A 14,176-nucleotide genomic window follows, 5' to 3' on the forward strand; every position below is an offset into this window, starting at 1 on the left:
AGGACTACTTGGCAGCTTCGGCGACAATGGCGTTCGCCAGCCCGCGGGCGCCGGCGCGGATGCGGTCCAGCGCCTCGCCGATCTCGGCATCGGTGACGGTGAGCGGCGGCAACAGACGAATGACATTGTCGCCGGCCGGCACCGCAAGCAAGTGCTGGTCGCGCAGCGCCATGTTCACCTTGGTGTTGGGCATGGCGCATTTAAGCCCAAGCATCAGGCCGGTTCCCCTGATGCCTTCGATGACGTCGGGAAACTCGTCGGCGACCGACGCGAGACCCTGCTTCAGGAGCAGCGCCTTGCGCTGCACGTCTTCGAGGAAGCTGTCGGCCAGCACCACGTCGAGCACGGCGTTGCCGACAGCCATCGCCAGGGGATTGCCGCCGAAGGTGGTGCCATGCACGCCGGCGGTCATGCCGGTGGCGGCCTCGTCGGTCGCGAGACAGGCGCCCATCGGGAAGCCGCCGCCGATTCCCTTGGCGATCGCCATCAGATCCGGCGTGACGCCCGTCCACTCATGCGCGAACAGCTTGCCGGTGCGGCCGATGCCGCACTGGACCTCGTCGAAGATCAGGAGCAGGCCGTGCTGGTCGCAGAGCTGGCGCAGGCGCTTCAGGGATTGCGGCGGCACCGGGCGGATGCCGCCCTCGCCCTGCACCGGCTCGATCAGGATCGCAGCGGTCTCCGCCGTGATCGCCTTTTCGGCGGCGTCGATGTCGTCGAAAGCGACCTGGTCGAAGCCCTCGACCTTGGGACCGAAACCTTCGAGATACTTATATTGGCCGCCGGCAGCGATCGTCGCCAGGGTGCGCCCATGAAAAGCACCTTCGAAGGTGACGATGCGGAAGCGTTCCGGATGGCCCTTGACGAAATGATAGCGCCGCGCCGTCTTTATGGCGCATTCCAGCGCCTCGGCGCCCGAATTGGTGAAGAACACCTTGTCGGCAAAGGTCGCTTCGACCAGGCGGTCGCCCAGCCGGCGCTGCTCGGGGATCTCATAGAGATTGGACACGTGCCAGAGCTTGGCGGCCTGCTCGGTGAGCGCCGCCACAAGATGCGGGTGGCTGTGGCCCAGCGAATTCACGGCGATGCCGCCGGCGAAATCGAGATATCGCTCGCCCTTGACTGTGACCAGCCAGGTCCCTTCCCCGCGCTCGAAAGCCAGGGGTGCACGAGCAAAGGTCTCGTAAAGCGCCGAACCGCTCATTATATGCGTCTCCGGAACCGGAAATCAAAAAAGCCGCCAATGCGGCGGCCTTTGCGGCTTATCGTGGTTTTCGGCCATGAAGTCAACGAAAAGGTCGCGCAGGAGTGCACGGCAAGCCCTGAGACGGTGCCGGCTCATGAGTGATCGGGCAAGTTGGGGAAAACCGCAAAAACCGAATCGGTGTTGCCTTCCGGACTCTTGTCACCGAGTCAGCGCATAAGGTATTTGTAGTCGAGAAATAACTAGATTTCGTGCGGCGGACCTAATCACCCGGTACATCTGGTGTCGTTTGCCCGGCGGGAGCCGGGGCGGGAAAGGATTCTGACTGCCGTACGCCTCAGCAGGAGCGCGGTCTCATGAATTGGACTGACGAGCGGGTCGAACTTCTCAGGAAATTGTGGTCGGAGGGCCTAAGCGCCAGCCAGATCGCCGCGCAGCTCGGCGGAGTGAGCCGCAATGCCGTCATCGGCAAGGTGCACCGCCTCAAGCTGTCGGGCCGCGGCCGGGCGACCGCGGCGCCGGCGCGGCAGAAGAAGGCCACACAGGGAGCCTCGATTCAGAAATCGGTGGCGCGCGCCGCGAGCGCTGCGCGCCACGTGACGGCCTCGATCGGCGCCACCGCCTTGCAGGTACAATTCGATGCCGAGCCGGTGGCGCGCCATTACATTCGCCCGGTCGAGAATGTCGTTGTGCCGATCTCCCGGCATCTGCAGCTCGTGGAACTGACCGAGCGCACCTGCAAATGGCCGAATGGCGATCCGCTGTCGGAAGAGTTCAGCTTCTGCGGCAACGACGCCGCCGAAACCGGTCCCTACTGCAAGTACCATGCCCGCGTGGCGTTCCAGCCGGCGGCAGAAAGGCGGCGGGCGAGGTGAATGGTGAATGGTGAATGGTGAATGGTGATACGGCAAGTCCGGCCGTGTGAAGTAGTTTTTCTATTCACTATTCACCATTCACCATTCACAACCACCCATTCTTCCTGAAGCGCCAGTACAGGAACGAGCAGATCAGCGCGATGGCGACCAGGACTGTCGGGTAGCCATACGCCATCTTCAGTTCCGGCATGTCGTTGAAATTCATGCCATAGATGCCGGCGAAGGCTGTCGGCACCGCCAGGATGGCGGCCCATGAGGCGAGCTTCTTGGAGATCGCCGTTTCCTGGCTTTGCCCAACCAGCAGACTGGCTTCGAAGGCGAAAGCAAGCACCTCGCGCAGGCTGTCGATCTTTTCCTGCACGGTGCGGATGTGATCGGTCACGTCGCGAAACAGCGGATGCATGGCGGCGTGGATCTGCGGCAGCTCGGCGCTGGTCAAACGGCGGCAAACCTCAACCAGTGGCAGCGCCGCATTGCGCAGCCGCAGGAGGTCGCGCCGCAGCATGTAGAGCCGCTCGATATCGGCGCCGCTCATGGGTTTGAGCAGCACCTTGTCCTCGATCGCCTCGACCTCGTCCTCGATCTGCTCGAGCACCGGCATGTAGTTGTCGACGATGAAGTCGAGGATGGCATAGAGGACGAAATCCTCACCCTTGGCGAGCGAAGACGGGCAGCTTTCCCAATGCTGGCGCACGGCGGCGTAAGATGTCGACGGTCCATGGCGGACGCTGACGATATAGCCGGTGCCGACGAACAGATGCGTCTCGCCGAAGGTGACGCGGCCCTCGATCAGCTGGGCGGTGCGGGCGACGATGAACAGCGCATCGCCATACTGCTCGATCTTCGGCCGCTGGTGCGGATGCTCGGCATCCTCGATCGCAAGGTCATGCAGATGGAACTGCGCCTGCACCCTCAGCAGCAGATTGCGGTCCGGCTCGAGCAGCCCGATCCAGACGACATGGCCAGGCCTCGTCGACCATTCGCCGGCCTGCTCGACCGGAATGTCGGCGACGCGCTTGCCGGCGGAATAGACGCTGGACGCAATGATGCCGGATGTCGGCTGCGGGGCCGGGGTCAGGTTTCGGACGTTTTCCATCGCAACCTCCCGAGGCAAACGGCTGCAGAAACAGCAGCATCGCGAAGACCTTAGCCTAAATCACCGGGGCGTTCGAGAGGCGACCGTTCACTTCCCGGACAGCGTTCCGGAAGCGACGATCTTGTCGGTCTTGTCGCCCTTCGGCCGCTCGGCCGGCATCTGGTCACCGGTGACGATGTAGTAGATGGTTTCGGCGATGTTGGTGGCATGGTCGCCGATACGCTCGATGTTCTTGGCGCAAAACAACAGATGCGTGCAGGGCGCGATGTTGCGCGGATCTTCCATCATGTAGGTCAGAAGCTCGCGGAAAAGCGAAGTGTACATGGCGTCGATCTGGTCGTCGCGGTCACGCACGAAGCCAATCTTGTCGACCGAACGCGTAGCGTAGACGTCGAGCACTTCCTTGAGCTGCGTCAGCGCCAGATTGGCCAGCGCCTCGAGGCCACGGAACAGGCTGCTCGGCTGGCGGCCATCGATCACTGCCGCGACGCGCTTGGCGACGTTCTTGCCGAGATCGCCGACGCGCTCGATGTCGGCCGAGATGCGAATGGCGCCGACGATCTCGCGCAGGTCCGTGGCCATCGGCTGGCGCCTGGCAATGATGACGATCGCCTTGTCGTCGATCTCGCGTTGCCCCTCGTCGAGGACGAGATCGTCCTGGATGACCTTCTGGGCGAGGCCCGGATCGGCATTGACCAGCGCCGCCACCGCCTGTTCGACCATGCGCTCGGCATGCCCGCCCATCGCGGCGATGCGCTTGGACAGGAATTTCAGTTCCTCGTCATAGGCACTGACGATATGCACGGACTGCATGATGAAATGCCTTCCCGGATTTGCCGGCTGTTGCGCTTCGTCGATCTCCTGCTGATACGCGAACCGCATGACAGAAAAACGAAAACGCCAGTTGGCAAATAATACAGCTTTAGCAAGCCGGCAAATGAACCGTGAACGCCGCGCCCTTGCCGACTTCCGACTTGATCGAAAGCGTGGCGTTGTGACGGGTCAATATATGCTTGACGATGGAAAGGCCAAGGCCGGTGCCTTTTTGGGTGCGGCTGCTCTCGACGTCGACCCGGTAGAAGCGTTCGGTGATGCGCGGGATGTGCTCTTCCGCGATGCCGGGGCCATAATCCCGGATGGTGACGTCGACACTCTCTTCCTGACCAGAGCCGGTGCGCGCGATCGAGACGGTGACCCGTCCGCCTGACTGACCGTATTTGCATGCATTCTCGAGCAGGTTCTCAAAAACCTGGAACAGTTCGTCGCGGTCGCCGGGCACGGAAAGCGATCCATCAGTGAACTCCCGCTCGATGGCGAGACCGTTCTCCTTGGCCAGCGGCGCGAGCGAGTCGATCACGGCGTCGATGGTCTGGCGAAGATCGACCTCGGTTCCCGGCCTCAGATAGGGCTTCATCTCAAGCCGCGACAGCGACAAGAGGTCGTCGATCAGGCGCGCCATGCGGCCGGTCTGATTCTGCATGATCTGCAGGAACTGGTCGCGCGCGGCCGCATCGTCGCGGGCCGGCCCTCTGAGCGTCTCGATAAAGCCGGCGATCGAGGCGAGCGGCGTGCGCAGCTCATGGCTGGCATTGGCGATGAAGTCGGCGCGCATGCGGTCGATCCGCCGCGTCTCGCTCTGATCCTTGAACACCAGCACGTAAAGCTCGGTGGCATGGCCGACCGAGGACGCGCTCACCCGATATGTCCGTTCGACCGGCAGCTTCTCGGTATAGTCGACGACATCGGCGGCGACGATCCCCGAGACGATGCCGTCGAGCAAGGCTTGCATTTCCGGGGCGCGGAATTTCAGCGACAACGACATGCCTGGCGCCAGTCCGCCGAAGGCGGCGAACGCGGCGGCATTGGCGTGAACGATGGTGGCGGCGCGGTCGAAGATGATCAGCGGATCGGCGACCGCGGCGGCGAGATATTCGCCGGACAGGCGCTGCAGCCCGCTTGCCTCGATCGCGGCCGCGCCGTCGGCCGAGCGATGCTCGTTATCGGCCGGCAGCAGTGCCGCAATGGCGAGCACCGCCAGCGCCAGCAACGGCACAAAGATCGAAAGGCCCGCAAACGCGTAGACGGCCAGGATCGCGAGGGTGCCGCCGCCAAGCAGCCAGCGGCCGCGCCACAGCCGGGCGGCGAGGGCTTGCCTCGTGCTCTTCCGTTCCGCGCTCGTCTCAGCCATAGGCCCCGCGTCGCCCCGCATTCCGCCCGACAGGCCAAGCTTCGCCGGGCCAAGGCGCATGGTTCAAAAATCGGAATCGATTTTCTGAATGTTCATGCGCAAAATCAAAGTGCTACGACGTCCTTGCGTCCGGTTGGATGCGACGCCGCACAGGCTCCCATAGCATGAGTCCGCAAACTGGAAAGGTTCGTCCGGATGAAAAAAGCCAAGGAAAAGCCCGAAGCGGCACCCGCCGCGGGACCGATCAAGATCAAGATCGGCGGCAAGGAACGCGAGTTCGACATCGACGATCCGGTGCTTCCGGACTGGGTCGAGGACAACAAGCTGACCGCCGGCGGCTATCCATATGACAAGAAGATGAAGGGCGATCAGTACGACAAGGAACTCGAGAAGCTGCAGATTGAACTGGTCAAGGCGCAAGCCTGGCTGCAGGCGACCGGCAAGCGGGTGATGGCGCTCTTCGAAGGGCGAGACGCCGCCGGCAAGGGCGGCACGATCTTCGTGCTGCGCCAGTACATGAACCCGCGCACCGCGCGCAACGTGGCACTGACCAAGCCGACGCCGACCGAAGCGGGGCAATGGTATTACCAGCGTTATGCCGACCATTTCCCGACGTCAGGCGAGTTCGTCACCTTCGACCGCTCCTGGTACAATCGCGCCGGCGTCGAGCCGGTGATGGGCTTCTGCACGCCGGAGCAGCACGAGCAATTCCTCGACGAGACGCCGCATTTCGAGCGGATGATCTGCAACGAGGGAATCCACTTCTTCAAGTTCTGGCTGAACATCGGCCGCGAAACCCAGCTCGAACGCTTCCACGACCGCCGCTGGTCGCCGCTGAAGAATTGGAAGTTCTCCCCCATCGACATCGCCGGCATCAGCAAGTGGGACGACTATACCAAGGCGCGCGACCTGATGGTGGAGCGCACGCATAAGGCGTTCGCGCCATGGATTATCGTGCGCGCCAACGACAAGCGCCGCGCGCGCCTCGCCGTGATGCAGCGCATCCTCTCGTCCCTGCCCTATGACGGGCGCGACCTCGATGCCATCGGCAAGGAAGACAAGAAGATCATCGGGGAAGGGCCTTCCTTCCTGGAGGAGTAAGGCTCTTTCGCTTCGCCGAGCCAGCCGCCGGTGACAATCCTCGGTTTGCAGCGCCGCACCCCTCTGGGCGCGGCGCTGAGGCGCGCTGGCCTAAGCGGCCAGGCGGGCGATCCGCTGCAGGCGCTTCAGCGTCGTGTCGTCCTGAAGCGCTTGCTGGAACAGCGATATCTCGTGGTCGATGCGGTCGCACAGCACGCCCGTATCGCCCTTGAGCAGACTGCGTGTCTGCAACAGCGCTGCGACCGGTTTCTTGGCAAGCTGCCTTGCCCTTGCCAGCGCCATTTCTTCCGCACTGCCTTCAGTCACGATCTCGCCGACCAGACCGAGCGCCTTGGCGTCCTCGACGCCGAGCGTGTCGCCGAGGCAGAAGAAGCGGAAGGCACCGCCATAGCCGAGCTTCTGCGGGGCCAGGATGCTGGTCGCCGCGTCCGGCACCAGGCCGAAGTCGACGAACGGCACCCGAAACGTGCTGGCCTTCGAAGCGATCACCATGTCGCAGTGGAACAGGATGGTGCAGCCCACACCCACGGCGTCGCCGTCGACACAGGCAAGCACGGGCTTGGGAAAGGTCGCCAGCATGCGGAACATGTCGGTGACCGCGGCGATCAGCTGCTGGTGCTTGGTGGCGTCGAGAAACTCCGAGAAGTCGCCGCCGAGGCAGAAGCAGCCGGCGAGGCCGCGCAGCAGGACCACACGCACCTCGTCATTGGCCGCGGCATGGTGGAACGTCCTGGCCAGGCTGGCATAGGCGTGCCTGTCCAGCACGGGCCGGCCGTCGTGGGAAGATACCGTGACGACCAGCGTGTGGCCGCGCAGTTCTGGTTCGGGATGGTAAGTCATGGCCGCCTCCCGCCTCACGAAGCCTGCCTGAGGCCGAGCTGGCCGGGATAGCCCCTGGACAGCACCGGCAGGAAGTGGTTGCGGCGCTGGCGCACCACTTCCAACGTATGGTCGGTAAAGGTGAGCAGCGTCGCCACGACCTGCTGGTTGCCGTAGGTGCGCTGATAGCCAAGGGGCGTCGCCAGGAAGTGCAACTGCAGCGCCCGCAGCACCCACATCGGCTCGAACTCGATGATGACCTGGTTGACATTGCGCTTGAGCCCCCATTCGACGAAGCCGGCAATCAGCTCGGTGCCGACGGTCGAGACGCCGCGCTTGCCGTCACGAAAGCCAGGTGCCACCGCATAGCGGGTCAGTTCCCAGACGCCTGGTCCCGAGGGGGACGTCCCCTCGCAGAGGTCCGACAGTACGTCGGTCAGAAGATGCGCCCGGGTCGTCGGCAGCATGCGCTGGTAGCCGGCGAGCTCGCCGTTGCGAATGACGAGGTGGTGTTCGGCCTCGTCATGGTCGAACTGGTCGATTTCGAGCCCGTCCGGCCGATCGAGATCGGTCCAGCCCATCTCTTCGACGAAGATCTTGTGGCGCAGACGATGGACGGCTTCCCAAAGGTCGGGACGTTCCATCAGTTCCTGAGTGGTAAGGGAAAAAAGCATCAGCCGTCTCCTGGGGCTAAGAGGAAGATACGGCCGGGCTTTCCCGAAAATATTACGCGATCGCGTAGGCAAGAATTCTAGGCCAGCACGGCCGACCTGCCCAATATAGCCTCGCCTAATGGGCTCCGCGACGGCTTGGACCCAGTTGGCGGCTCGAGTTTGCTTTTGGCGTTAAGAAAGCATTAGCCGTTTCCCAAAGAGGCAGATACGGCCGGGCTTTCCCGAAAATATGAGGCGATCGCATCGCTAAGAATTGTGATGCAGGTCGCGCAGAAACGGATTCGGCCGACCCGCTTTAAGTCTTTGTTTTGATGCATGTCGTCGCCCCAGAATCGCTGCACACTTCTGGGCGACATGCACTCGTCTTTGTTCGATGCATGTCATCGTCCCAGCGCATTTCTGGGCGACAGGCATTAGGCCGATATGTTCGATCTAGCTAATGTAGCCTCGCCTAATGGCCTCCGCGACGGCTTGGACCCGATTGGCGGCGCCGAGTTTGCTCTTGGCGTTGAGAAGATGTTTCTCGGAGGTGTGCTCCGAGATGCCGAGGATCTGCGAAATCTCCCACTCCGACTTGCCAACGGCTGCCCATTGCAGGCATTCCCGCTCGCGGGGCGTCAATTCTATGTGATCGATGACCTTGTCGGCCATCGTATGGAGTTGCATGGCACGGCCGATCGCGTAGGTGGACGCCAATGAGACCATGCCGAACTCGGCCTCCGACAGCTCGACCGCCTCGCCGCCCAGCGACACCATGACGATCTGACCGTCGAGGGTAACCAGCGGGAAGGCCAGGCCGTCGCGCAGCTTGAATTCGCGGGCATCGCCCATCACCTCGTCGCTGCTCTTGTCGATGACGATGTTCTGGGAGGCTTCGCGCCACTGGAACGGGGCCTGCAGCTGCTTCATGTGGCTGACGACCGGATCATGGTCGACATAGTTTCGCGCCACGTAGCGCTCCAGCCACTCGCCCGGCCAGTCGCAGAGCAGCACATGGTCCTTCTGCTGGCCGCGCGGCGTGCCCGGGTGGGGCACGGTACCAGCCATCAGTGCCGTCAGCCCGAAATTCGAGGTGACGCTGAGCAAGCGTTCGCAAACCGCAGCCGCCGTATTGGCGTGCTGCAGCTGGTCTATGTATTCCAAAGTTCTGTCGAACTGGCTCATCGCAACATCCACCCTATGTTGCTTGCGATTCCGTAATCCTCGTCAATGCCCGAACGGCTCCACGCCATCAAGCCTTGGATTTGCAATGTCCACGAGATTGCGCCTCCCTTGCAGGCGCCCACGCAGCCACTTGCAAACCTGCTAAACCATACGCCTAATTCCGTCGGATGAAATCAAAAACCATTGTGCATGTGTCATTTTCATACGAAAAGCTTCGATTTGTGACAGTGCGGAGCATTTTCGTGACATTCCGGTGGATATTTCTGGCGCTGATATCGATGCTGATCGGGGCGCTGCCGCGCTTCGGCGCGGCTCAGGCCGCCGAACCGCAGGTGCCGGTGCTGTGGGACGCCAAGGAGCGGCTGCCGAAGCCGGACCTCTCCGGCCTGCCGCGATTGCGGTTCCTCACCACGACCGATTTTCCGCCCTTCAACTTCCTCGACGGCGCCGGCCGGCTGTCGGGTTTCCACATCGACCTGGCGCGGGCCATCTGCGCCGAACTCGGCATCGTCGAGAAATGCCAGATCCAGGCCATGCCCTGGAACGAACTCGAAGACGCGCTGCGGAAAGGCGAAGGCGAAGCGATCATCGCCGGCATCGCCGCGACGCCGGAGAGCCGCCAGAAATACGCTTTCTCGCGCTCCTACCTGCAATTTCCGGCGCGCTTCGTCATGCCCAAGACCAAGGCTTTCACCGAGCCGATCCTCGACAAGCTGCGCAGCAAGCGGGTCGGCGTGCTTGCCGGCTCGGCGCATGAGAAGATGCTGCGCGACTATTTCGGCACCGTCCAGGTCGTGCCCTTCGACAAGCCCGAGAACCTCTATGCCGATCTGAAGTCCGGCAAGATCGACGCTGCCTTCGGCGATGGCATGCGCTTTTCTTTCTGGCTGGGCGGCTCCGACGCGGCCGGCTGCTGCCGCTTCGCGGGCGGACCCTACCTGGCGCCGGAATATCTGGGATCGGGCATGGCGATCGCCACCCGGACAGGCGACCCGGCGCTCGCCGCGGCCTTCGACTATGCTCTGCAGGAGATCTCGATCAAGGGTACCTTCGCCGAGTTCTACCTGCGCTATTTCCCGGTCAGCTTCTTCTGAGGGGCTGCCGATATTCAGCTGAGGCCGGCCCTCCGCTGCCAGTCAACTGTCACGTCAGCGTGCGCAGCCGGGCCTTGGCCGCGCGGGCGATCGCGGCGACGGTCAGCGTGTCGAGATCGAGCCGGAGGCGGACGAGTTGCAGGACCCGGACTTCTTCCATGCGCATTTCAAGATCGACGGCCGCGACCTCGAAGGCGGCGGCATAGGCGGTATCGCGAAGCCGCTCCGGCAGGGCCTCGCCGACGCGCGCAAGCACGCCTTCCAGACCGTCCTCTTCGTGCAAGGCTTTCTGGCACGCCTGCGCCACCGGAACCAGCCTGTCGCGATTGAAATCGACGAACACCGGCCATGTGCGGACGACGTCCCCGATCCGAGCCAGCTCGACATCGGTCATGTCGCGGTCGGAAGCCGAAGTGATGACCATCAGATAGATCAAAGCTTCGTGCGGCGTCAGCAAAGGCATTCAAAACTCCTTGAGTGCGAGACTCGAACGTAGGAACGCCATTGCGGCACCGCAAGGAAAACCGCCGCAAATCGTTGACGCTCCGGTCAGTCGCGCCTAGAGACCGGTTGAAAATCTTACCGGGCGAAAGCCTGCCCACGACCGGAACTTCGACATGACGGGATCAAACGCAATCGATCTCAATCCTGAGATGCTTGCCGCGGCAGCCGACAGCAAGGCTTGGCCGTTCGAGGAAGCGAAGAAAATCATCGCGCGCTACAAGGGCAAGGATTTTCCCGAAACCGTCCTGTTCGAGACCGGCTACGGCCCGTCCGGCCTGCCGCATATCGGCACCTTCGGCGAGGTGGCCCGCACCACGATGGTGCGGCATGCCTTCCGTGTGCTGACCGGGGACAAGATCAAGACGAAGCTGCTGTGCTTCTCCGACGACATGGACGGCATGCGCAAGATTCCGGACAATGTTCCGGACCGCGCCGCGCTCGAGCCGCATCTGCACAAGCCGCTTTCATCGGTGCCCAATCCATTCGGCGGCGACTATGCGAGCTTTGCCGACCACAACAACGCGATGCTGTGCCGCTTCCTCGACACGTTCGGCTTCGACTACGAGTTCGCCAGCGCGACCGAATACTACAAGTCGGGCCGCTTCGACGAGGTGCTGCTGCGCGCCGCCGAACGCTATGACGAGATCATGGCGGTGATGCTGCCGACGCTTGGGCCGGAGCGCCAGGCGACCTACAGTCCGTTCCTGCCGATCTCGCCGAAGAGCGGCCGCGTGCTCTATGTGCCGATGAAGCATGTCGATGCCCAAGCCGGCACCATCACCTTTGACGATGAGGACGGCACCGAAACCACCCTGTCGATCAAGGGCGGCAAGGTTAAGCTGCAGTGGAAGCCGGATTTCGGCATGCGCTGGGCGGCGCTCGGCGTCGATTTCGAAATGTTCGGCAAGGATCACCAGACCAATGCGGCGATCTACGACCGCATCTGCAACATCCTTGGCGGGCGGGCGCCGGAGCATTTCGTCTACGAGCTGTTTCTCGACGAGAACGGCCAGAAGATCTCGAAATCGAAAGGTAACGGTCTCACCATCGACGAGTGGCTGACCTACGCGCCGACCGAGAGCCTCGGCCTCTATATGTTCCAGCGGCCGCGTCAGGCCAAGAAGCTCTACTTCGACGTCATCCCGAAGGCGGTCGATGAATATTACGCCTTCCTCTCCGCCTATCCGCGGCAGGCGTGGAAGGAGCGGCTCGGCAATCCTGTCTGGCACATGCATGACGGCAACCCGCCCGCGATCGACCTGCCGGTGCCGTTCGCGTTGTTGCTCAATCTGGTCAGCGCCTCCAACGCGCATGACAAGGCGGTGCTGTGGGGCTTCATCTCGCGGCATGCGCCGGGCGTGACGCCAGCGACGCATCCCGAGCTCGACCGGCTGACCGGCTATGCGATCCGCTACTTCGAGGACTTCGTGAAGCCGAGCAAGGTTTATCGCGCTGCCGACGAGGTGGAGCGCGAGGCCCTGGCGAAGCTTTCCGACGCGCTTGGCGCGCTGCCCCAGGGTGCCGACGGCGAGGCGATCCAGAACGCCGCCCTCAACGTCGCGCGGCGGATCGAGCGCTATCAGGACCATTCCAAGCAGAGCCCGGAGGGCGGACCCGGGGTGTCGGTCGCCTTCTTCCAGATGATCTACCAGGTGCTGATCGGGCAGGAGCGCGGGCCGCGCTTCGGTTCCTTCGCGGCGCTCTACGGCATCGCCGAAACACGCGCGCTCATCGAGCGGGCGCTGCTTGGGCAGTTGGCGGCGTAACGGCGCCGTCTTCCGCCGGCAGGATGGTATCCGGCGCGTCAGGCGCCGGGCCGGTGGCCGCCGGCAAAGACGGCAGCCCGCCAAGGTCCGGGGCGGTACCGAAGATGCCCTTCTTCGCAGCGCGTGCCTTGTCTTCCGCTTCGAGATACGGGCCGCTCTGCGCGGCGCGTGCCCAGCCGTTCTCCACCAGCCACTGGCCGACATCCTTGTTGCCAACCCAGCACTCGGCCACGACGGTGTCGCGCCCGCCTTGCGCGGGTACCGCGCACATCACCGTGCGCCCGCGCAGGAAAGCGCGAAACGCTGTCCGGGCGCGAGCGCCGCAGTCCCAGGACCTGCTCCCGTCGCTGCAGATCTCGTCAGCTGCGACGACATCCACTCCGGAAACGGCGACAATATACCCCTTGGCCTCGATCAGGCCGGCGGCGGTTGCCACAGGCTGGAACAGCTTGGTGCCATCCCGGCCATCCGGCATTTTCGATTTGCGTGGCTTGAGCGGCCCGGCCAGCGCCAGATCGCTGAGCGGGGCGCGCGGCTCGACCCGTTCGAGCTCCTCGGCGGGCAGTTCCGGCGGTGCCACCACTTCAGGATCGATCATCCGCGAATGCGGCACCGCCTTTGGAGAAGCGGCGGAACCGGGAATGGCAGAGTTGGCCGGTGCCTCAGGCGCGAACTCGGCGTCTTGCGCTAGGTCGGCAACCGCGGCCGGATCGATCTGGTCGACCGTGACGACGCTTTCGTTGCCTTTCAGCGAGCGGCCTCCGGCAACGACCAGCGCCGCCATTGCCGGTACTGTCAGAACCGCCAGGACAAAATGGACGACCCGCACCAGTCCGGTCCTACTGGCTTGCCCAGACGATCCGCGCCACCCATTCGACCTCGCGCATTGGAATGTCGCGGTCCGGGTGGGCGGGATTGAGCGAGACCAGGAGAATCGACTTGGCGGTCTGCCGATCGAGCACCTTGGCCATCACCTCGCCGGTAACAGTCTTGACGACAACGCGATCGCCCTTGCGCGTGGGGGCGCCCGGCTCGACGATCAGCACGTCTCCGTTGCGGTAGAGCGGCAGCATGGAATCGCCCTGGACCTTCAGCGCGTAGGAACTTTCCGCCGCCCGCGTCGGGAGTTCCACAAGATCCCAGCCCTGCCCCGAAGGATAGCCGGCATCGTCGAAGAATCCGCCAGCCCCGGCCTGGGCGAATCCAAGCAGCGGCACGGCGCTGTGCGGCTGCGGAGCGGCGGAGCCGAGGCGTCCTTCGACTAGGCCGGTGAATTCTTCCAGCGAAGCTCCCGTCGCCTCGATGATCTTGGCCAGGGACTCCGTCGATGGCCAACGCGGCCGGCCGTCCGAAGACAGGCGTTTCGACTTGTTGAAGGCGGTTGAATCAAGGCCGGCGCGTCGGGCGAGACCGGAAGCCGACAGCGAATAGCGCTCGGCCAGAGCGTCGATGGCTGCCCATACGCGATCGTGTGAGAGCACGCTCGCTCTCCTTCGAAACAGGAAAAAATGCCTCTGACTGTCTACCGCGGGACCGCCTGATTGTCCACATGAGCAAGCGGCTGCTCAGCAATAATGCATCTGCGCCGGGCACGGAAGGGTCGGGCCAAATTCTCCGACATACCTGCGTGCAGGAAAGCGATGCGTGCCCGAAAGACAAGCCGGCTTCGCCGATCGGAAAGAGCCACGGCT

The 14,176-nt window shown here is 63.4% G+C and carries 14 protein-coding genes; 4 read left to right on the plus strand and 10 right to left on the minus strand.

Features of this window, described 5'->3' with window-relative positions; translation table 11 throughout:
* Positions 1-4: 4 nt before the first annotated feature.
* Positions 5-1,204, minus strand: a complete 1,200-nt coding sequence (locus tag EN818_RS24055) for an aspartate aminotransferase family protein (protein ID WP_095807765.1) — start codon at positions 1,202-1,204, stop codon at positions 5-7.
* A 356-nt stretch (positions 1,205-1,560) separates the two neighbouring features.
* Here EN818_RS24055 and EN818_RS24060 point away from each other — a divergent pair, with 356 nt between their 5' ends.
* Positions 1,561-2,079 (plus strand): GcrA family cell cycle regulator, encoded by a 519-nt coding sequence (locus EN818_RS24060; RefSeq protein WP_095807764.1) that lies wholly within the window; start codon positions 1,561-1,563, stop codon positions 2,077-2,079.
* A gap of 85 nt (positions 2,080-2,164) precedes the next feature.
* Here the strand turns inward: EN818_RS24060 and EN818_RS24065 are convergent, their stop codons facing one another.
* From EN818_RS24065 to EN818_RS24075, 3 genes are all read right to left on the minus strand, one after another.
* Complete coding sequence (locus tag EN818_RS24065) at positions 2,165-3,175, minus strand: magnesium and cobalt transport protein CorA (RefSeq protein WP_095807763.1); 1,011 nt, start codon at positions 3,173-3,175, stop codon at positions 2,165-2,167.
* Between the two features lie 87 nt (positions 3,176-3,262).
* Positions 3,263-3,988 (minus strand): phosphate signaling complex protein PhoU, encoded by a 726-nt coding sequence (gene phoU / locus EN818_RS24070; protein WP_095807868.1) that lies wholly within the window; start codon positions 3,986-3,988, stop codon positions 3,263-3,265.
* Between the two features lie 109 nt (positions 3,989-4,097).
* Positions 4,098-5,363 carry an ATP-binding protein gene (locus EN818_RS24075; RefSeq protein WP_165349922.1) on the minus strand — a complete coding sequence of 422 codons (1,266 nt, stop codon included), beginning with the start codon at positions 5,361-5,363 and terminating at the stop codon, positions 4,098-4,100.
* A 195-nt stretch (positions 5,364-5,558) separates the two neighbouring features.
* On the opposite strand from EN818_RS24075, the gene ppk2 reads away from it, so the two are divergent.
* Complete coding sequence (ppk2, locus tag EN818_RS24080) at positions 5,559-6,464, plus strand: polyphosphate kinase 2 (RefSeq protein ID WP_095807762.1); 906 nt, start codon at positions 5,559-5,561, stop codon at positions 6,462-6,464.
* Positions 6,465-6,554: 90 nt separating this feature from the next.
* Here the strand turns inward: ppk2 and EN818_RS24085 are convergent, their stop codons facing one another.
* From EN818_RS24085 to EN818_RS24095, 3 genes are all read right to left on the minus strand, one after another.
* Complete coding sequence (locus tag EN818_RS24085) at positions 6,555-7,304, minus strand: enoyl-CoA hydratase-related protein (RefSeq protein WP_095807761.1); 750 nt, start codon at positions 7,302-7,304, stop codon at positions 6,555-6,557.
* A gap of 14 nt (positions 7,305-7,318) precedes the next feature.
* Entirely contained in the window at positions 7,319-7,957 is a 639-nt protein-coding gene (locus EN818_RS24090; protein WP_095807760.1) for an acyl-homoserine-lactone synthase, read from the minus strand.
* A gap of 432 nt (positions 7,958-8,389) precedes the next feature.
* On the minus strand, positions 8,390-9,121 hold the full coding sequence (locus tag EN818_RS24095; RefSeq protein ID WP_095807759.1) for a LuxR family transcriptional regulator: 732 nt from the start codon (positions 9,119-9,121) through the stop codon (positions 8,390-8,392).
* Positions 9,122-9,399: 278 nt separating this feature from the next.
* Here EN818_RS24095 and EN818_RS24100 point away from each other — a divergent pair, with 278 nt between their 5' ends.
* Complete coding sequence (locus tag EN818_RS24100) at positions 9,400-10,215, plus strand: transporter substrate-binding domain-containing protein (RefSeq protein WP_095807866.1); 816 nt, start codon at positions 9,400-9,402, stop codon at positions 10,213-10,215.
* A gap of 49 nt (positions 10,216-10,264) precedes the next feature.
* On the opposite strand, the gene EN818_RS24105 is transcribed toward EN818_RS24100, so the two are convergent.
* Positions 10,265-10,678, minus strand: a complete 414-nt coding sequence (locus tag EN818_RS24105; protein WP_095807758.1) for a tellurite resistance TerB family protein — start codon at positions 10,676-10,678, stop codon at positions 10,265-10,267.
* 154 nt (positions 10,679-10,832) lie between these two features.
* Between EN818_RS24105 and EN818_RS24110 the strand changes: the two genes are divergently transcribed.
* On the plus strand, positions 10,833-12,485 hold the full coding sequence (locus EN818_RS24110; protein ID WP_095807757.1) for a lysine--tRNA ligase: 1,653 nt from the start codon (positions 10,833-10,835) through the stop codon (positions 12,483-12,485).
* Here the strand turns inward: EN818_RS24110 and EN818_RS24115 are convergent.
* Together EN818_RS24115 and EN818_RS24120 are read right to left on the minus strand one after the other, a co-directional pair.
* Complete coding sequence (locus EN818_RS24115) at positions 12,448-13,314, minus strand: thermonuclease family protein (protein ID WP_245420434.1); 867 nt, start codon at positions 13,312-13,314, stop codon at positions 12,448-12,450. The genes EN818_RS24110 and EN818_RS24115 overlap by 38 nt on opposite strands.
* Positions 13,315-13,324: 10 nt before the next feature.
* The gene (locus EN818_RS24120) at positions 13,325-13,966 is read right to left on the minus strand and encodes a helix-turn-helix transcriptional regulator (RefSeq protein ID WP_095807755.1); all 642 of its coding nucleotides are present in this window, start codon (positions 13,964-13,966) and stop codon (positions 13,325-13,327) included.
* Positions 13,967-14,176 lie beyond the last annotated feature (210 nt).

Origin of the sequence: Mesorhizobium sp. M3A.F.Ca.ET.175.01.1.1, assembly GCF_004791945.1 — a bacterium.
Lineage (GTDB): Bacteria > Pseudomonadota > Alphaproteobacteria > Rhizobiales > Rhizobiaceae > Mesorhizobium.